General features: G+C 46.3%; 15 protein-coding genes. 7 read left to right on the top strand and 8 right to left on the bottom strand.

What is annotated here, in order from left to right; genetic code table 11:
- The first annotated feature begins 8 nt into the window (after nucleotides 1-8).
- Nucleotides 9-413: an 8-oxo-dGTP diphosphatase MutT gene (gene mutT / locus ACJJJB_RS14000; RefSeq protein WP_353376037.1), complete on the top strand. Its 405-nt coding sequence runs from the start codon at nucleotides 9-11 to the stop codon at nucleotides 411-413.
- A gap of 42 nt (nucleotides 414-455) precedes the next feature.
- Here mutT and yacG read toward each other — a convergent pair whose 3' ends face one another.
- The 5 genes from yacG to pilB all read right to left on the bottom strand — a co-directional run bounded on the left by yacG (nucleotide 456) and on the right by pilB (nucleotide 5,505).
- Nucleotides 456-674, bottom strand: coding sequence for a DNA gyrase inhibitor YacG (gene yacG, locus ACJJJB_RS13995; RefSeq protein WP_020412635.1), 219 nt, complete (start codon nucleotides 672-674; stop codon nucleotides 456-458).
- 22 nt (nucleotides 675-696) lie between these two features.
- Nucleotides 697-1,305 carry a dephospho-CoA kinase gene (coaE, locus tag ACJJJB_RS13990; RefSeq protein ID WP_444946272.1) on the bottom strand — a complete coding sequence of 203 codons (609 nt, stop codon included), beginning with the start codon at nucleotides 1,303-1,305 and terminating at the stop codon, nucleotides 697-699.
- 112 nt (nucleotides 1,306-1,417) lie between these two features.
- On the bottom strand, nucleotides 1,418-2,302 hold the full coding sequence (locus ACJJJB_RS13985) for a prepilin peptidase (RefSeq protein ID WP_444946273.1): 885 nt from the start codon (nucleotides 2,300-2,302) through the stop codon (nucleotides 1,418-1,420).
- Nucleotides 2,303-2,313: 11 nt separating this feature from the next.
- Nucleotides 2,314-3,528 carry a type II secretion system F family protein gene (locus ACJJJB_RS13980; protein WP_020412638.1) on the bottom strand — a complete coding sequence of 405 codons (1,215 nt, stop codon included), beginning with the start codon at nucleotides 3,526-3,528 and terminating at the stop codon, nucleotides 2,314-2,316.
- 264 nt (nucleotides 3,529-3,792) lie between these two features.
- Nucleotides 3,793-5,505 (bottom strand): type IV-A pilus assembly ATPase PilB, encoded by a 1,713-nt coding sequence (pilB, locus tag ACJJJB_RS13975; RefSeq protein WP_020412639.1) that lies wholly within the window; start codon nucleotides 5,503-5,505, stop codon nucleotides 3,793-3,795.
- Nucleotides 5,506-5,894: 389 nt separating this feature from the next.
- Here pilB and ACJJJB_RS13970 point away from each other — a divergent pair, with 389 nt between their 5' ends.
- Together ACJJJB_RS13970 and ACJJJB_RS13965 are read left to right on the top strand one after the other, a co-directional pair.
- Nucleotides 5,895-6,329 (top strand): pilin, encoded by a 435-nt coding sequence (locus ACJJJB_RS13970; RefSeq protein ID WP_444946274.1) that lies wholly within the window; start codon nucleotides 5,895-5,897, stop codon nucleotides 6,327-6,329.
- Between the two features lie 131 nt (nucleotides 6,330-6,460).
- Entirely contained in the window at nucleotides 6,461-7,900 is a 1,440-nt protein-coding gene (locus ACJJJB_RS13965) for an O-antigen ligase family protein (protein ID WP_444946275.1), read from the top strand.
- Nucleotides 7,901-8,028: 128 nt separating this feature from the next.
- Here ACJJJB_RS13965 and ACJJJB_RS13960 read toward each other — a convergent pair whose 3' ends face one another.
- The 3 genes from ACJJJB_RS13960 to imuA all read right to left on the bottom strand — a co-directional run bounded on the left by ACJJJB_RS13960 (nucleotide 8,029) and on the right by imuA (nucleotide 13,495).
- Nucleotides 8,029-11,151 carry an error-prone DNA polymerase gene (locus ACJJJB_RS13960; protein WP_444946276.1) on the bottom strand — a complete coding sequence of 1,041 codons (3,123 nt, stop codon included), beginning with the start codon at nucleotides 11,149-11,151 and terminating at the stop codon, nucleotides 8,029-8,031.
- A gap of 102 nt (nucleotides 11,152-11,253) precedes the next feature.
- The gene (locus tag ACJJJB_RS13955) at nucleotides 11,254-12,765 is read right to left on the bottom strand and encodes a Y-family DNA polymerase (RefSeq protein ID WP_353376045.1); all 1,512 of its coding nucleotides are present in this window, start codon (nucleotides 12,763-12,765) and stop codon (nucleotides 11,254-11,256) included.
- A gap of 22 nt (nucleotides 12,766-12,787) precedes the next feature.
- Nucleotides 12,788-13,495: a translesion DNA synthesis-associated protein ImuA gene (gene imuA / locus ACJJJB_RS13950; protein WP_445365064.1), complete on the bottom strand. Its 708-nt coding sequence runs from the start codon at nucleotides 13,493-13,495 to the stop codon at nucleotides 12,788-12,790.
- 207 nt (nucleotides 13,496-13,702) lie between these two features.
- Here imuA and dcd point away from each other — a divergent pair, with 207 nt between their 5' ends.
- The 4 genes from dcd (at nucleotide 13,703) to ACJJJB_RS13930 (ending at nucleotide 19,496) form a co-directional block, all read left to right on the top strand.
- Nucleotides 13,703-14,272, top strand: coding sequence for a dCTP deaminase (gene dcd / locus ACJJJB_RS13945; protein WP_020412646.1), 570 nt, complete (start codon nucleotides 13,703-13,705; stop codon nucleotides 14,270-14,272).
- A gap of 37 nt (nucleotides 14,273-14,309) precedes the next feature.
- Entirely contained in the window at nucleotides 14,310-15,518 is a 1,209-nt protein-coding gene (locus tag ACJJJB_RS13940; RefSeq protein WP_020412647.1) for a BaiN/RdsA family NAD(P)/FAD-dependent oxidoreductase, read from the top strand.
- A gap of 2,028 nt (nucleotides 15,519-17,546) precedes the next feature.
- On the top strand, nucleotides 17,547-18,614 hold the full coding sequence (locus tag ACJJJB_RS13935; protein ID WP_020412648.1) for a 3-deoxy-7-phosphoheptulonate synthase: 1,068 nt from the start codon (nucleotides 17,547-17,549) through the stop codon (nucleotides 18,612-18,614).
- A 207-nt stretch (nucleotides 18,615-18,821) separates the two neighbouring features.
- Nucleotides 18,822-19,496: a class I SAM-dependent methyltransferase gene (locus tag ACJJJB_RS13930; protein WP_020412649.1), complete on the top strand. Its 675-nt coding sequence runs from the start codon at nucleotides 18,822-18,824 to the stop codon at nucleotides 19,494-19,496.
- Nucleotides 19,497-19,522: the final 26 nt, after the last annotated feature.

Genomic DNA, 19,522 nt, shown 5'->3' with positions numbered 1-19,522 from the left:
AAGTTGTAGTGACCAGTGTTATTCATGTTGCTGTTGGGGTTGTATCTCGTGATGATGGCAAAATCCTGATTGCCCGCCGCCCGGACCACTTGCATATGGGCGGGCGCTGGGAGTTTCCCGGTGGCAAGGTGGAGGAAGGGGAGAGTGTGCAGCAGGCGCTCTCCCGCGAGCTGCGTGAGGAAGTGGCAATCGAGATAACTGAACTGGTTCCTCTGGTGGAAATTCGCCACGAATATCCAGAAAAAACAGTCTTGCTGGATACCTGGCAGGTAACGGCGTTTACCGGGGAGGCTATGGGTCAGGAAGGGCAAGAGACTGCCTGGGTAGCCGTTCAGGAGTTGGATAACTTTCAGTTTCCCGATGCCAACCAGGCGATTATTGAGGCGATTAAAACCGCTGCGCCATTCTCTTAAAGGTCAGCAAATAAATCAGCTCGGGCCAGTTAGGCCCAAAACTTAGTTGCGGCGCTGCTTGGTCGGGTCCAGGTCGTCACTTAGAACGTCATCATAAATAGATTCACCTGGAATCTTATGCCCTTCGCTGGCCCATTCGCCCAAGTCAATCAGCTTACAGCGTTCACTGCAAAAAGGCTTAAATGGAAACTTATCATTCCACTCCACAGGCTTTTTACAGGTGGGGCAGCTTAAGGTTGGGGTTTCTTTACTTTTGGACATATTAACTTGGAGTATTACTAATTCAGTTGTGTTTAGTGGTGGCCGCCATTTGTAAGTACTTTTGATGCAGTAATTCAACTTGGCCGCGCAGCTCCGCCAGGCCGGCAGAATTGTCCAGCACATCATCGGCTTTATCCAGTCGTTCCTGTCTGCCCAGTTGTGCCGCCATGATTTTGCGAATCTGCTCTTCGTGATTGTTATCCCTTGCAGTGGCCCTTTCTACCTGCAAGTTCTCTGGCAGATCCACCACACAAATCCTGTCCACCAGCTGGTACTGGCCGGATTCAATTAAAAGGGGCGATTCCAGTATCGCATACTGGCTTGGGCTTTGTTCCAGGGAGCTGAGGATCTCCTCCCGTATCAGAGGATGTAGCAGGCCCTCCAGCCAGGCTCTCTCTTCAGTATCCTCAAAAATCAGGCTGCGCAGCTGCGCTCGGTTCAGTTCGCCATTCTCAAGTAAAATCCCAGCGCCGAAATGCTGGGCAATTTTCTCTAGTGCCGGCTTGCCGGGCTGTACGACTACCCTGGCAGCCCAGTCCGCATCTACCACATGGATGCCCAGCTCACGAAAGCACTCAGCGGCGGCAGATTTTCCACTGCCAATACCACCAGTTAAGCCTACCTGGAACAATATGTTGCCTCCTTGAACTAAAAAACTGGGGTTATAAACAAGAAACCCGGCCAATGCCGGGCCGGGTTTATGTTAAATCACTTACTCTGCTAGAGCTAACTGAGAAGAGTTTTCAGTTTGCGAGCCCCGAAAAGTTCAAATACCAACCGATGATCTGATCTCCCCATAACATGGCAATCCAGCCCGCTCCAGCCAAATAGGGGCCAAAGGCGATTGGTAGTCTATGGTCTCGCCCTTTGGCCAGGCTCCAAGCAATACCTGCAATAGCGCCTACTGCGGCAGAGAGTACTACCACCAATGGTAATATCTGCCAGCCAAACCATGCCCCGATAGCGGCGAGTATCTTGAAATCCCCAGCTCCCATACCCTCTTTGCCGGTGACCAGCTTAAAGATATGGAATACAAGCCACAGTGACAGGTAGCCAGCAATTGCACCGATCACGGCGTCTTGCAGGGGGGCAAATACCCCCCACAGGTTGATGAACAGTCCCCCCCAGAGTAACGGCAGGGTAAGGTTGTCAGGCAGTAGCTGTTTATCAAAGTCTATGCCGGTGAGAGCGATCAAAACCCAGGTAAACACACAGCCAGCCAGTGCCTGCCAGGTAAAGCCCAGTTGCCACACAACTACTGCGGTGAGAATCCCTGTGATCAGTTCCACCGTGGGGTAGCGTCTGGAAATCGCTGTGCCACAGGAGCCGCATTTACCGCGTAGAAATAAGAAACTGATTATCGGTACATTCTGCCAGGGTTTGATTTCGGTTTTGCACTTGGGGCAATGGGAGTGGGGCAACACCAGATTGAACGGTTTATTCAGCTCCTCTTGCTCGGCTTTGTCAGGCTTTGTGTCAAAGTAGCTGTAAAAATCCCGCTTGTATTCGCGCTCCATCATTACTGGCAGGCGCAGAATAACGACATTGAGGAAACTGCCTATAAGTAGGCCCAAAATAAAAGCGCTGCTTAGGAGCAGCGCTGGGTATGAAGCTAACGTTTCGAGCATCGTATTCTTTCTTATACTACTTGACCTAACTGGAAGATAGGAAGATACATGGCAATCATCAAGCCGCCAACCAGAATACCCAAAACTGCCATGATCATTGGTTCCATAAGAGTTGTAAGGTTGTCCACCATATTGTCGACAGCCTCCTCGTAATAGTCGGCAGCCTTTCCCAGCATATCGTCCAGAGCTCCGGACTCCTCACCAATGGCTGCCATTTGTACCAGCATGGTCGGATATAGGCCAGAGGAGCGAAGTGCCGCATTGAGGGGGATACCAGTAGCTACAGAGTCTCTGATCTTAAGCGTTGCCTCCTCATAGAGGCTATTACCCGTAGCACCAGCCACAGACTTTAAGGCATCAATAAGAGGGACACCGGCAGCAAAGGTAGTAGATAGGGTACGCGCAAAACGTGCCGAAATGGAGTTATAGGTGATTGTTCCCAGAATGGGCAATTTCAATATTAGGCGGTCGAAGAACTCAGCCACTTTTCTGTTGCGCTTTTTGGCTTCGATAGTGCCACCGATGCTGATTACTACAGCGAGCAGCGCAAAAAACCAATTGGCTTGCATCCATTCGGACATGCCTACTACCAGCTGGGTAAAGGCGGGAAGATCTGCCCCAAAGCTGGAAAAAGTCTCTGCAAATTGAGGTACAACTTTAATCAATAGAATTGAGGTGACTACAATCGCTACCACCATTACCGCAATGGGGTAAGTCATCGCCTTCTTGATCTTTGCTTTTAGCGATTCCGTCTTCTCTTTGTAAGTAGCAATCCTATCCAGCATAGTTTCCAGTGCACCGGATTGCTCACCAGAGGCTACCAAGTTACAAAAAAGATCGTCAAAGTAGAGTGGGTGTTTACGCAGTGCCTCCGCAAATGCAGTGCCCGAAGCCACATCATCACGGAGTTTGAAAATAAGCTCTTTGACCCCCTGGTTATCCAGGCCATCGGCAACGATTTCAAAGCTTTGCACCAATGGAACCCCGGCCTTCATCATAGTGGCCATCTGCCGGGTGAATAGAGCGATATCTGCAGGCTTTACTTTCTTTTTGCCAGCGCCAAACAGGGGCTTTGGTTTTTTTTGTACCCGGTTCGCTATAATACCTTGTTTGCGTAATTGGGCTTTTACCAGTGCGGGGCTGGTGCCATTTATTTCCCCTTGAACCTTGGCCCCTTTACTATCCACTCCTTTGTAGATGTATGCAACTGCTGTAGCGTTGGCCATATTTGCTTTTCCTGCTTTTTATCTCTTATCTCAGAAAAACCTGAAATTTCTTGTACTTCTTAACTCTATTTTGAGTGAGTGTAGAGCTTCAACTAGGCGAAGATCCGAAAAGTTGAAGTAGTGTATGTTAATTAACTTGCTCTAATGTCTCTTTCGAAAATAGATGCTAATTCTCGGGTACTGGAACTAATTTTGATCAAAATAAAATTCAGGTTCCAGAGCTGTGCTGTTTAGGACAAATAGGTTTTCACTAGTCGTAAAGGACTAATCTTTGGTCACCCTGTTTGCCTCTTCCAGGCTGGTGACCCCCATCACAACTTTGCGCAGTGCCGATATCCTCAGATTATTAAAGCCCTCTTCGCGGGCCTGGTCCGCAATCTGAATCGAATTGCCGCCCTCCATTATAATTCTGGAGATGCCATCGGTGATGCGAACCACTTCATACACGCCAACGCGTCCTTTGTAGCCCTTGGAGCAATGCTCGCAACCAACGGGCTGGAAAATCGCCCACTCACTTTTAGGAATTGTAACCGTAGCGAAACCTTCCGCCTCCAAGACCTCTGATGGCAATGTCACCGGTTTCTTGCACTCATTACACAGACGTCGTGCCAATCGCTGTGCAATAATTACACTGACAGAAGTGGCGATGTTAAAAGTGGGAACCCCCATGTTCATGAGGCGTGTCAAGGTTTCAGGAGCTGAGTTGGTATGTAGCGTGGAGAGCACCAAATGACCGGTTTGCGCAGCCTTGATTGCAATTTCCGCGGTTTCCAAGTCCCGAATCTCCCCCACCATAACAATATCTGGGTCTTGCCTTAGGAAAGATCGCAATGCCTCGGCAAAGTTAAGCCCTACCTTGGGGTGTACATTGACCTGGTTGATGCCCTCCAGATTAATCTCCACTGGATCTTCCGCCGTGGATATATTGCGCTCTGCGGTATTTAGGATGTTAAGGCCAGTATAAAGGGACACGGTCTTCCCTGAACCTGTGGGGCCGGTTACTAAGATCATTCCCTGAGGCTGGGCCAGGGCGTCCATATAGATTTGCTTTTGCTCATCTTCATAGCCGAGCGCATCAATTCCCAGTTTGGCAGAAGAGGGGTCCAGAATACGCAGAACGATTTTTTCTCCCCAAAGCGTAGGCAAACTGTTAACCCGGAAATCGATCGCCTTGGTTTTGGACAGCTTCATTTTGATACGGCCATCCTGTGGAATACGCCGCTCGGAAATATCCATTTTGGACATTACTTTCAGGCGGGCTGAGAGGCGGGGTGCGAGCTGGATAGGAGGTTTGGCTACCTCGTGGAGTACGCCATCAGTACGGAACCGGACCCGGTAGGATTTTTCATAGGGTTCGAAATGGATATCTGAAGCACCCGATCGTATTGCGTCGAGCAGTACCTTGTTGACAAAACGCACAACAGGGGCCTCATCTCCGCCGGGGTCGTTATCATCGGCCTCGCTTTTCTCATCTCCACCAACATCCAGAGCATCCAGCTCTTCATCGTCCATACCCTCCAGGCCGGCACCCATATCACCGCTGTCGGACAGATAGTTTTCAATGGCCTTGGCCAGTTTATCCGCCTCAACCAATACCGCGTCGGTGCTTAGGCCGGTATTGAAGTTTATCTCATCCAGGCCGGCCAGGTTGGTGGGGTCTGCCACGGCGATAAACAGGCGATTGCCGCGTTTGTATAGAGGCAGTGCGAAGTGCTTGCTGATTAATTTCTCATCGACAACATCCTTGGGGATCAGGTCGAAGTTATAGCCACCCAGGTCAAACAAGGGGGTACCAAAGGCCTGGGAGGCGATATTGGCCAGCTCGCGGCTCTTGACCAGCTTGGCCTCCACGGCATGCTGGGCAAAGGTCTGGTTTTCCCTGCGCGCGGCTTTTATGGCAGAGGTTGCCGTCGATTCGTCGAGAACCTGATCTGCGACCAGACGTTTGGCCAGGCCGCTAAGGGAGGAAGTTGTCATTGATTACGCTGCCGCTAAAATTACCTTGGGCCAAGTATTGAGAATGGGCCTGTTTATAGCCCGCCCTGTGTAAACCCAGGCGTATAAAAAGAAGGAAGGTAAAATATAGCGAATTACCGGGCGCGAGCCAAACATCACTATGAATATCATGCAAGGCCTTGATAAGTACATACACATACAGAAGATGACAAATTTTGTCATAACTGGGCAGCTGCTGTCAGCGGTAATGCTATAGCACTACGCACTATCTAGTGGGAAGTGATGGGTTACTCACTGACAACTCTTAATTCTCCTTACAGCTTGCCAAACTTGGCACAGTCCTTGTATCTTGTTCCGGGACTTCCTCACGGGATTCACCTTATTTAAAAGTCTGTATGGAGACGGTTACAATGAAAAAGCAACAGGGTTTTACACTGATTGAATTGATGATCGTAGTAGCGATCATTGGTATTTTGGCGGCGGTAGCACTGCCGGCTTACCAGGATTACACTGTGCGTGCACGTGTTTCTGAAGGCCTCGGCTTGGCATCTGCCGCTAAAGCAACAGTTTCTGAGAATATAGCTAATGCTGGAGGTGTAACAACGGGCGGTAACCTTTGCTCGGGTGTGCGTACCTTCACGGGCGGAACAGCTAATGTAGAAAAGTTAGAGTGTGTTGATGCATCAGGCGCAATCACGATAACTATGGGCAGTGCCGCAAACAGTGTTGCCTTAACACTTACCCCCAGTTCCACTGCAGGTTCTAGTAATGTAGCTTGGGCCTGCGGCGGTGTTAAAGCGGATAATCATAAATACGTTCCCTCTGAGTGCCGCAATGCATCTTAATACACAGTAAAGATTGACTGCTTTATTGAAGATGGGCCACTTTGGTGGCCCATCTTTATTTAAAATTACTATTAATGCTAAATTTATTGCTCTTGGCTACTCTGCAATAGCAGATAGCATTAAAAATAATAATGGCACAGCTTTATAAAATATTACCTGCTCGTGATTCAGGTTCTACCTTGCATGGAACTGATTTCTATCGTGAGAGTAAATATGGTTGGTTTTGTATTGCCATTTGTTCATTATGGTTTTTTCTAACCATTAATCCTCTCCATCTGTTGATACTGGATCTCGGTTCGGGTTATTACAATTTTAAGAGGTTTGTGCAGATAGTATTGATAGGGGTCGTGACTCTATTATTTTTTTTTAGAGAGTACAGGGTTGGAGTCACCAAGAATCTCAATCTTAGAGGGTTGGTTCTGCCCTGGCTGGCTTCCTGCTTTTTTATATTTGGCTCCGCAGTCTTTTCTGATAATAAATACCATTCTATTTTAGAGGGGCTCCACTGGTTGATGTTGCCCTCGGTTTTTTTTGTTGGCATTTATATCGCCAAGGCAGGTCTAACTCAAAGGCTTTTGGGTATTTATTTGCTCATCCATGGAATGGTAGTCTTTAAAGGCCTACTTGATTTTGGGTTTGAAGTTTTTGTAAGTGAGTCATTGCGTGCGGGAATGATATTTTCTTCTTTTGGTAATATCCGTTTTTTTAATCAGGTGCAGATTTTTATTATTCCGCTTCTGCTGATATTTGCTTCAAGAACAAAGTTTTATAGTCTGGCGTATTTATTCTTATTTGCTAATTTTTTGTTGGCCTTTGCTAGCGGTGCCAGAGGGTTGCTGTTGTCGATTATTGTAACTGGGTTGCTGTCGTTTGTTTTTCTCAAGCCTTGGCGCCGTCAAATTCTATATGGTTTGATTGTATGCGCTTTTGCTTATATGGCGTACTTCCTGATTTTGGAATGGCTGGGTAGTGTGGGTCATATTTTCCGTACCAGTACCTCCGGACGCCTAGCTATTTGGTGGGAGTTGTTAAGCAAACTTTCAACTTTGAATATCTTTTTCGGTAATGGGGTGGGCGCTTACACATTCCGTGACTTTGTTTATTTTTTTGGGCATCCCCATAATAGCATTCTGCAGTTTTTATATGAATGGGGGGCTATTGCTACGCTTTCGGCGGTGGCTGCCATACTTTGGGTGTGTTGGACTTCTTATCAGCAGCTTAAGGGTGATGGCGATGGTACAAAAAAAGATATTCAGGCAGCCTTACTTTATGCCTTGTGTGCGGCATCTTTTTATTCCCTTTTCAGTGGGGTTTTTGTGATGCCTGCACCTCAGGTACTGTTCTTTTTGTTTATGGGGCTGCTCTTAGGAGGGGCTAATCTAGAAGGCCATAAAGTTCTGAGAGTAAATCAGTCGGTCAGCGTTGCTCTGCGATTCTTGTGCGCTATTTGCTTAATTGTGTTTGTAGAGCTTGCAGGAAAATACCTTGTTCAGCAGGCGGGACAACAGGATCAAGTCCGCGGCCCAAGATTTTGGGGGAATGGAGCACCACTGATTTTGTCGGACTACTAGGATCTAACTTTAGTTAGTCTTATTTTATCGGCAGCATGTAATCTTGGTGAATTATTCATTTAAGTGTTGAGTGCTTGCCCAGAACATAATCATACAGACATGAATGCTCATGTACACAAGAATGGGGTTTAGTGAAAGTTTCTTGTTTTCTGGCTGGATTTATAGCTGAGACAGGTAAGCCTATAGCCAATCAGATGAGTGGTTTGGTAGTTTAAGTTGTCAGGGTCTTTGACCAATTGTAACCTCCCGCTTACCACTAAAATATTCCCGCGCGTAACCTCTCTTTTATACAGTACCTGTTGCTGTTTGTGGATAATTATATTGGCGCTTCCTGTCTCGTCCTCTAAGGTTAAAAAAATGATACCTGTGGCACTTCCCGGTCGTTGTCGGCAGGTAACCATACCAACGATAGTGATATATTGTTCGTTTTTACAAAGGGTAAGATCTTTTGCGCGAATACAGTGTTCAAATTGCTTCTTCCGACGCAGTTGGGCAATCGGATGTTCATTTAAACTCAGCCCTGTGCTGGTATAGTCGCTATCGGTGGCATCTTTTACTATATAGTGTGTCTGGTAATTGTCCCGGTGAGTATCTTGTACATCTCCCAGGGATAGCCAGCTATCTTGAAAACGATTTTGTGCAAAACTTTGGAAAGCATTGGCTTTTGCCAAAAAGGTGATTTGTTCATTATCCAGTTCGTAACATTGTTTAAGCTGAATTATTGAGTGCAGCCTTTGCTTTCCCCTAAGCTTGATAATAGCTTTTGCCGCGGTTTTCTTCAGGCCCTTAATCAAGCGCATCCCCAAACGAAGGGATGGGTGAATAATGTCTGGTTTATTATGAAAAAATTTCGATTGCTCTCGAGGTTCCAGGTGATGATCCCAGTAGCTGTAAAGTACATCAATAGGCAGCACCTTTACTCCATGCCTTTGCGCATCGTAAACAAGCTGTGCCGGTGCATAAAACCCCATAGGCTGGCTATTGAGCAGGCCGCAATAAAAAGCAGCTGGGTGATGAAACTTAATCCAGGCAGAAAAATAAGCCAAGAGGGCAAAGCTGGCGGAATGTGACTCGGGGAAGCCATAAGATCCGAAGCCTTTCATTTGGTTAAACAGCTGTTCGGCAAAGTCAGCCCTATAGCCATTCTCCAGCATACCTTTAACCAACTTGTCTTTAAATTTATAGAGATCTCCATTTTTTCCCCAGCTGGCCATAGCGCGGCGCAATTCATCTGCCTCGCCCCCGCTGAAGCCTGCAGCAACCATGGAGAGCTGGATAACCTGTTCCTGGAAGATCGGTACGCCGAGGGTGCGCTCTAATACTGGTCGTAAGCTTTCATGGGGGTAGCTGACGGCTTCCAGACCCTGCTTACGTTTCAGGTAGGGGTGTACCATGCCACCCTGGATTGGTCCTGGGCGAACTATGGCGATTTCAATGGTGAGTTCATAGAAGCTGCAGGGTTGTAGCCTGGGTAACATACTCATTTGCGCGCGGGATTCTATTTGAAAAACCCCGACGGTATCTGCGCGGCATATCATTTCGTACACTTGCGGATCTTCAGCCGGGATATCCTGCAAACGTAGTTTGGGGCCATAGAGGGAAATATAGCTCAGGGATTTGCGCAGGGCGGTCAGCATACCCAACGCGAGCACATCTACCTTCATCAATTTTAAGTCTTCAATATCCTCTTTATCCCACTGCACCAGGGTGCGGTCTTCCATTGCAGCATTTTCAATAGGAACCAGCTGATAAAGTGGCTGCTCGGTAATAACGAAGCCTCCTACGTGTTGGGAAAGGTGTCTCGGGAATCCATATATCTGCTGCAATAGCAGAGGTAGGTTTTTACCAGTGGTGCTGTTTGGGTCTATGCCGACCTTTTGCATCTGTTTTGGGAATTCATCGAGTGAGTCCCACCAGGCACGCTCCGCAATAAGTTGTTCTATGGTGGCAGAACCTATACCAAGCGCTTTACCAATATCCCTAAGGGCACTTTTAAAACGGTAAGTAATCTTACTGGCGGCAAGACCGGCCCTGTCTCGACCGTATTTTTGGTAAATATACTGGATGACTTCCTCGCGTCTTTCGTGTTCGAAGTCTACATCGATATCTGGTGGCTCATTGCGCTCACGAGAGATAAAACGTTCAAACAAAAGGCCGATTTTATGTGGGTCAATTTCAGTAATAAAAAGGCAGTAGCAAACAACTGAATTAGCGGCAGATCCTCGCCCCTGATAGAGGATATTCTTATCTCTTGCGAACTGGACAATATCGTAAATTGTGAGGAAGTAGTGCTCATACTCCAGTTCGGCGATCATGGATAGCTCTTTTTCGATCAATATATCAATACGTTCTTCCGGTCCTTTAGGCCAGCGAAATTTTCGGCCCAGCTTTACCAGTTCCCGTAAATAGCTGGCTGGAGATTTATCTTTTGGGATAACTTCAGAGGGGTATTGATAGCGGAGTTCACTGAGACAGAAGCTGCACCGCTCTACGATAGCTATAGTTCTATAGATAGCCTCTTCAGGGTAAAGCCTTTCAATATCTTCAAGACTGCGTAAGTAGCGCTCAGCATTCTGTTGGAGTTGGTATCCGAGTTCATTCAGGGTGCAGTTGTGAAAATTGGCATTGAGTACATCCTGTAAGGGCTTTCTGCTGCGACAGTGCATCAAAATGGCATTGGTGGCGACAAGGGGAATGTTCTCTTGCTTTGATAGCTGGGCAAGATCCTGTGCCAGTTTATTACTATCTGCATTTAAAAGGTTGCTGTAAGCAATATATAGCCGGCCATCAAAGTGTTGCTTGATAGGCTCGGGTATGCTGACTTTTTCAGGTTCTGGCAACCAGATTGCAATAGTCTCGCTGCAGATTTTAAGTAAGTCTTCCTGAAAAATTTTATACTGGCCTTTCTCTGCTCTTAATCGAGAAGTGGAGATAAGTTGGCAGAGTTCACTATAGGCACTTTTGTTTGGGGCAAGTAGAACGGCCTTTCCGCCATCTTGAAGGCGAAAATAACTTCCACAAATAAGTTTGAAGGGCGTTTCCCGTTTTTTTCTGTCTTTTGAATTCTCTTGGGAAAGATTGATGTTTTCAAGTTCCTTATAAGCGCGAACTATACCGGAGAGGGAGCACTCATCAGTTATTGCTAGTGCTGAATAACCTAGATTGTAAGCCTCCTGTATCAATTCCCAGGGATGTGATGCACCCTGCAAAAAAGAAAAGTTGCTTTGGCAAAAGAGTTCTGCGTACCTCATGCTGATGCTCTTTGATATTTAAACTTGAAGAATGTTCAGCTTCTTTTTTTAAAAAGGTTAAGTTTCTTTTCTGAAAATTTGTTAGATATGAATTGTCAATAATTAAGAGAATATGCCGTGTAAAAACCACTCTTCAGTTGTCAGATCCTGGAATATCCAACAAAGACTGCCGTCCTGGTCTTTAGCTATATAGTAGTCTCGTCCATGGCGGCCATGCTGCCACCAGTAGCCATCAATACGTTCAGGGCCCTGTAGCAGCTGTAATTCACTATGATGAAATAGTTTTTGATTGCGGCTGAGTAATTTGGTAGGGCGGGGAAGCAACCAGGAGGGGCGCGGTGCTTTTATTGGTGTCAATTGGTGAGTTTTTTTCTTTGAGCTGGTTTTTATTAGCAAGCTATCGGCGCTCTGCCAGGCCTGCTCGGGAAGGTAGCTCTCTTTCAGGGCAATACCGGAGATCGCTTGGTGTCCAAGACGGGCCTTGAGTTTGTCCAAAAGTTGAGAGCTGCGCTCGCCTTGGTTGCCTGCATCAAAGAAGTCCTCTCCGAACTCTTCTTCCACTAACGGCTGTAGTTGCTTGCTACTCAAGCGCAGTGTTTGTACCGGGCACTCCAGGGATACTCTTTCAAACTGCAGCTTGGTAAGCGCTATTAAGCGCTGTGGGTCTAGCAGTGGGTGTGAGACTTCCACGATGAGTTCCTTGTTTTTTCCCTGCCCATAATCCAGCTGCCAGTGTAATTGCTGGGTATAAAGCTGGCGGCGTTGTAGCTGCTGGCATAGCTCTCTAATCAGGCGGCCGGCGGGGAAGAGCAACTGTTCACTGTTATCCAGTGGATCGGGAAAAAATAATTCGCTATCGAACCGGGCGGGAGGGTTAAAGTTGGGTACGGGGTCCTGACGGCTACCATTTAAACGTGCCAAATAATCTACAAAATGACGACCAAAACGGGAGCCCACTTCGGATAGGGGAATGGCAAGCAATTGGCTTACTCGCTTAATACCACAGGCATATAGTTTGGTAATGGTTTTATTGTCGCAGTCGAGTAGCTTGCTCGGGGAAAAACTAATCCATTGTTTCCACTGTTGTGGGCTGGGGGCTACACGAGTTTCTGCCAGCCACTGGCGATGTTCTCTCAGTTGGCTTAGCATCCGTGCGGCACTGGGGCTGTGTCCGAGTCCCATAACACTGCTAATCCCCATTTGGCCCAGCTCATTCTGTAACTGATCCAGAAAGGCCCTGAGGCCACCATTCGCTTTCAGGCATCCGCTGAGCTCAAGATTCAAGCAGGCTGGGTCACTGCTTCCGTTTTCTACAGTGTTGGCAGCCTTGGGGGAGACGACTGGGGTAAAGCTGTAGCCCCACTGGGCCAGCCGTTCGAGTTGCAGTTGCTCTCTCTGTATATCCCGCTCTAACAGTTGAAGGTCTGCGCTCAGTGCGCAGGCGGTAGCGATACTGAGGCCTGGCTCAATACCGAGATCAGTGGCTGTTTTACTGCTCTGAACAACAAGTTGCTTCTCGACCACGGCGAGAACGCCTGGCTGTGTATCTCGACCCTGGGCGCGGATGAGGGCTTCAAGAGGAAGCTTGGGAAATTGGATGCAAAGCCAAAGCATGAGCTGGACCTCGGGGCGATGGTCAATGTATTGGCCTGTCACGACGAATCAAATTGGCGCCTCGGGCCAAGTGCAAAGACTGGCCGCCAGTGCCTCCCCGTTGCTTTAATAAATTCACAGCCAGTTGTTCCCCATCACTGCCTAGCTGCAGGCGCAGGCTGGCGGGAGAGGGGTTTTGGGATTCAGATATAGGGCGGAAATGAAAGTGCAGGCACTCCCCATTGCGAGCTGCCAGTTGCAGACGCCGCAGTTCCTTATCCTCTAAAGTATGATTCCCTTGCCAGCTCAATAAGGCACCACAGCTTCCGGATTGTAGAGATTGCTCCACCGCCCAGAGAGTATCCTTATGTCCCCGGGGGTGTATAAGCAATAAATTTTCCAGTTGAATGCCACTTTGAGCCAGTGCCGGAGCGTAGGGAATAAAAGGCGGACTGACCAGTATTACCATTTGTCCTGCTTGAGTCAGCTGGGCCAGAGTTGGCAGTAATAAGGTCATTTCGCCAATACCGGTTTGATTGAGCAGAAGTTCAGTAGTGGCATTGCGAGGCCAACCGTGGCCTCTGAGAACGGCATCCAGGCTTCTGAAACCAGTGGGGATACCGCTGAGAGGGCGCCGCTGCTCATTGGCTGCCTGCCAAATGTCCGTTCTCGCCAGTATCTGCTCTAGATTTCGGCGCTCAGACTGATGCTTTAACTGCTTGTTTTGAAAGAAGTTTTCTGCGCTATTCACGGATTCCGCCACTCCATTCAGGCCCTCCTACCAACCTGAAGCTGGCAAAGAGCTGTATGCTTGTACAGTATTACTGTTAATTTATACAGTAAATGATTAAGGGCAACAAGAGAGGGAGGGGTTGATCGGCACTTTTTTGCACAGCCTAAACCGGCTATGATTCCGCCTCTTTTGTTGAGTACTGATTATTCTTTTTAGGGGGACGGAGTGAGTATCAAGTCCGATAAGTGGATTCGCCGGATGGCTGAGCAGCACGGCATGATTGAGCCTTTTGAGCCGGGCCAGGTACGTCATGGCAATGATGGCGACAGACTCATCTCCTATGGCACTTCTAGTTATGGTTATGATGTGCGCTGTGCCCGTGAATTTAAGATCTTCACCAATGTGCACTCTGCTACCGTGGATCCCAAGACATTCGATGAGAACAGCTTTGTCGATGTCGAAGGTGAGTACTGTATTATTCCGCCGAATTCCTTTGCCCTGGCACGTACGGTGGAGTATTTCCGTATTCCCCGCTCGGTGCTGACTATTTGCTTGGGTAAATCCACTTACGCGCGCTGTGGGATTATCGTCAATGTCACTCCGTTGGAACCCGAGTGGGAAGGGCACGTGACCCTTGAGTTCTCAAATACTACTAATCTGCCGGCGAAGATCTATGCCAACGAAGGCGTGGCACAGATGCTGTTTTTCGAATCTGATGAGGTCTGTGATGTGTCTTATGCAGATCGAGGTGGTAAATACCAGGGGCAGCGTGGTGTAACCCTGCCCCGGACCTGATCGCCAAGGGCGATTGAGCTGCATAAGCTATCTTTCCATGTCTGAAATATCCAATAGCCAGTTGCCTGAGTGCGTCGATGTATTGATTATCGGTGCCGGGGCAGCGGGATTAATGTGTGCTGCCACAGCTGGGCAGCGTGGTCGCAGTGTGCTGGTACTGGACCATGCGAATAAGGTCGGTAAAAAAATTCTGATGTCCGGTGGTGGTCGCTGTAATTTCACCAATCTCTATACCAGCGCTGAAAATTTTTACAGTCGTAATCCCCACTTTTGTAAATCCGCCTTGGCACGTTATAGCCAGTGGGAATTTATTGCACTGGTTGAAAAATATGGGATTCCCTATCACGAGAAAACTCTCGGCCAGCTATTCTGCGATAACAAGTCCAAGGATATCGTCGACCTGCTGCTAGCTGAGTGTCGTGCAGCCAAAGCACAGATTCGCACTCGTTGTTCTGTATCCACGATAAAGGCGCAAGCCGCGGGCTATCAGGTGAAAACCAGTTTGGGCACCGTTACCTGTGAGTCCTTGGTAGTGGCTACAGGTGGTCTTTCGATTCCCACTATGGGGGCTACAGGGTTTGGCTATGAAATTGCCAGGCAGTTTGGCCTGGACTTGGTTCCCACTCGTCCAGCGTTGGTACCTTTTACCCAACACAAACGCCAGCTGGAACGGCAAAGCACTCTGCCGGGTAGTGCTCTTGAAGTCTCTGCCTCCTGTGGCGAGGGCAGTTTCCTAGAGCAAATGCTATTTACTCACCGGGGGGTGAGCGGCCCAGCAGTTTTACAGGCTTCCAGTCACTGGAGTGAAGGCAAGGAAGTTGTAATTAATCTTGCCCCTAACCATAGTCTGCCTGACTGGCTACAGCAGCGTCGCCAACAGAATCCGGAAAGCCATTTACATAGCGTATTGGCCGAGATCTGGAGTAAAAAGCTGGTGCAGTATTTCCTGCAACGAGAAAACCTCTCCAGCCGCCCCTTGAAGCAATTTGGGGACGGTGAACTTCGCGATATGGGTAGCAAGCTGCAAATCTGGAAGCTGGTACCCGCGGGCACCGAGGGGTATCGCACTGCCGAAGTTACCTTGGGTGGGGTGAATACTGAACAGATTTCTTCGCGCACAATGGAATGTAAAACCCAGGCGGGGCTCTTCTTTATTGGGGAAGTGCTTGATGTGACCGGATGGTTGGGAGGTTTTAACTTCCAATGGGCTTGGGCTTCAGGTCATGCTGCAGGGGAGGTTGTCTAATGGCGTCTGGGAACAGTAAAGAGTATACACTCCTAGCACTATAATCTTTGAATAAGTGACTGAAATTATTTAGAGGCTGTAACCCGCTGGTTTATAAAAGCTTTTATTGAATTGATGCCGCCGTCACCTATTCAAATTTACAAGTCTCTTGAAGCTTGTCAAATAGATTTCAAAGTATAGCTTCCACGCCCAATGACGTAGTGGTTCAGCTCTGTGTCCTCTGTGCTTCAACAGTCTCTAGGACCGTGTGACGGCTGTTAAGTGAGCTATATCTATCTGACTATGAACTATTTGTGGCAGTTCTCAGGGAAATGAAAACAGCGATCGGCGGAAAGTTTGGAAAAGCCCGACTATCCGATGAACTCACCCGGACGACTAAAGGTTCCCAACTCCCTTCCTTTTCAGTGGAAATAAATACTGTCTTTTTTTGTAGGCATCACTGTTACACGCTGTGAAGTTGGTCGATTAAAATTCGGCATAAGACCAAAATTATTGCCAAGTCAGGCATAAGTTGGCAGCTATTTTTACTTATACGAGCCATTGCACTTCATGAAATTTATTTTTACCAATCACAGTTTTCTATTATTTTTAAACTCTTATAAGAGATCTCTGCACTAGCCAATTGTCACGGATGGTAAATAAAAGCTCGCCGCTGTTTGGTAAGTGGGGATAAAAATTGATTTTTATCAATTCATATCTCTGGTTGGTAAAACAATATGCATTGTAATGTTCGATGAATAAATTACTTCAAGAGCGCTTTAAAAGTATTGCTATCGATATTTTTTGGTCAAATTAAAAATAAGTGACACCATCGTTTTAAGTAGGTAAAGCTTAAGGCAACCTCTAATGATCTATGAGGGATAAAACTCCAACTAAAAATTGGCCGCGTGAAAATTTTAGAAATATGATTCCTGTAAGGGCTTTGTAAACTTAAGTTTAATTTTTTGTAAAAAATAACAAGCATTTAATACTTTAATGCGATGTTGATTGGTTATACCAAATTTGAAATTTAAAATTATATGAGAAAAAATGTGACATGGTCATCTATTTTGGCCGTGAAAGTTTTATTTTTGCATTGGCGGCTTTTATTTTTTTTTCACCTCTGTAATCTCTGTTTTTAAGTTGACTGCTATGTTTGCTTGAAAAAATTCTGAAGTCCAAAGATGTAAAATTGTAGGTGTAAAGAGTTTCCATCACCTTGCAGATGATCGGTTAATAAATTCAATTAAATAAAGCATGAGTGCCGAGAGTTGAGATTTTAACTGTAGAGGGAATGCTATATTTGTTGTTCATCTGAGGGTGCTCAGTGAAGGGGATGGCTGAAAGATCAAGACGTTATTTGCCAGGTGGAGGTATTTGCCATGGTGGAATTTGAAATTCGCACCAATGTTTCGTTATAAGATTTAATTCTATGAATATCTAGAAAGGTGAAGCAGTTGCTCAAAATGATAACCGTTAAGTGAGTTATGTGTGCCTGCTTTTTATAGTTAAGGGTGAAATTTCTCCACAGAAAAAAAAGTATATGACGGTGTTTTGTAATGAAACTGTATATTTTGAATGATAATTTCATCTGAGTTAGCTAGAGCATAGTTTCTTTATAAAGTAATAAGGTTATTATCGATTCATTGCAGGATGCTGTGAAATATTAAAGTGTTGCAATTTACCAAGCCTGAGTTGGTATATAGTAATAATGTCAATATGGCTTTAAGTGTCGGCCATATAAAATTATTTTTATAAAACGGAAGAGTGTAATGCATATTCTTATTGTGAAAACTGATAGTTTTCTTATAAAGAAGAACTAGTCGCTTGTCTGTGACTCTCGTGCAGAAAACACTCTAGTTGTGAATTGATTTAAATCAAGAGTACATTATGTAAGATTTAATTTTTTGTACTGACAGGATTCCTTTTTTGTTGATCTGGAATTTTCATTCTGGTAGGGATTCCTTTGTATTTTAAATTTCACATAGTGGTTAAAGGTATTTAATAGATTGTAAAGTTGGTTTCTATTGTTGAATAAGGATTGTTGATATGCTCGATGTTCTTGTGCCAAGTCAAACCAATAACCTGAATTTTGTTTCAGCTAATCGCATCGTAAGCCCGAGAAAACTCTGGTCCGCCTATCCTGTTAGCGTTGATGTGGCTGATTTTATTCAGCGCTCCAGGCAATCAATAACCGAGATTTTACATGGGAAAGACCCGCGATTTTTAGTAATTGTGGGGCCTTGTTCAATTCATGATATCGATGCCGCCAAGGAATATGCGAGTCGCCTCAAGTCCCTGAGTGACAATTACAGTGAAAATCTACTAATTGTTATGCGGGTCTATTTTGAAAAACCAAGGACGACAGTTGGCTGGAAAGGATTTATCAATGATCCTAAGTTAGATAGCTCCTTTGATGTGGAAGCTGGTCTAACCGCCGCCAGAAAACTATTGATCAACCTGGCGGAGCTTGAAATTCCCGTAGCAACGGAAGTATTGGACCCGGTAACACCTCAGTATCTGGGAGATTTAATAAGCTGGGCGGCCATCGGTGCCAGAACCACTGAGTCACAGACCCATCGTGAAATGGTTAGTGGGTTATCTATGCCGGTTGGATTTAAGAATAATACCGATGGAAATATTCAGGTAGCCATGAATGCCATGAAGTCTGCGTCTGGAAAACACAGTTTTCTTGGAATCGACTCAGATGGAAGAATTTCAGTGATCAACAGCCTGGGAAACCTGAATACTCATATTGTTTTAAGAGGTGGGGAGAATCCCAACTACGAGAAACGAGCAGTCGAAGAGGTAGCTCGCACTCTATCCGAAGCAAGGCTGCCCAGTAATTTGGTAATTGACTGCAGCCATGCAAATTCCAATTACGATTTCAGGCAGCAGAGGGTGGTTGTCGATAACCTTATTCAACAACTAAAACACAGTAATAGCTCAATTGTCGGATTAATGTTGGAAAGTAACCTTAATGAAGGTAAGCAAGCCATTCATTTACCAAAGGATATAATGAAATACGGTGTTTCAGTCACCGACGGCTGTATTGGTTGGGATGAGACAATAGATATCATTTCCCAGGTTAATGACGTTTTTATCCAGCGCCAGTAAAAAATATTTCCATTTATCTCAAGTTGAACTCTAGCCGGTATTTGGAGCTAACCTGTTGGGCTGATATCCATTTGGCCTTAAAGTTTGGATGTTCTATACGAGGTTGGTTCGGTTGAAGTTAAATGAATGCCAGGACAGGAATATTTCGATATAGATTAAATATTCTATTCAAAATATATCGGGCCAAATAGAATTTAAGGATATTTTATGAGCGAATATGATCATGCTGATTTCAATGGTGTGTATGAAGGCAAATCATTAATCGGGAGTGCAGAAATAACGAGCGTTCCCTGGGAAATCGGAGTACCGCAACCCGCGGTTTGCGAAATTCTTGATAGAGCTCATCCCGGTCGCCTGTTGGATATCGGCTGTGGTCTTGGTCGAAACGCAAAAGCAGCTGCTGATCGAGGTTATCAAGTGATAGCAATAGATACTTCTTCTACAGCGATTGAGAAATGCCGGGAAGTATATCCTGATTCCGGCATATCGTTTGAGGTACGTGATGCTTGCAATACGGGTTTGCAGTCGGGGTTCAACTTCATTTTGGATTCGGCAGTTTATCATGCGATACCTGCAGATAAGCGCATCGCCTATTTAGAGGAAATGCGCCGACTGGCCACAAAAGAAACGGTTTTTCATTTGATTACTTTCGCACCCTCGAGACTAGGAATGCCCAAGCCCCTGGCTAACGAACTATCTGAGATTGCAGCTAGTGTTGAGGCCAGTGGCTGGAGCATAAAGTGTGTGGACAGAGTTGAATACAAAGGGAATGCTGCCGCTATTGAAGACTTCCAGAGAAAGAAAGGGTTAAGGATTGAAAAGGATAGTCATGGCAGGACAAGACTACCCGCATGGCATTTAACCCTTCAAGCTTCCGTATAGAAATTCACCAACAAGGAAAAAGAAGA

This window comes from Microbulbifer variabilis, assembly GCF_052468405.1.
The sequence above is the reverse complement of the archived record's forward strand: the minus strand, read 5'-3'. Positions and strand labels throughout refer to the sequence as shown.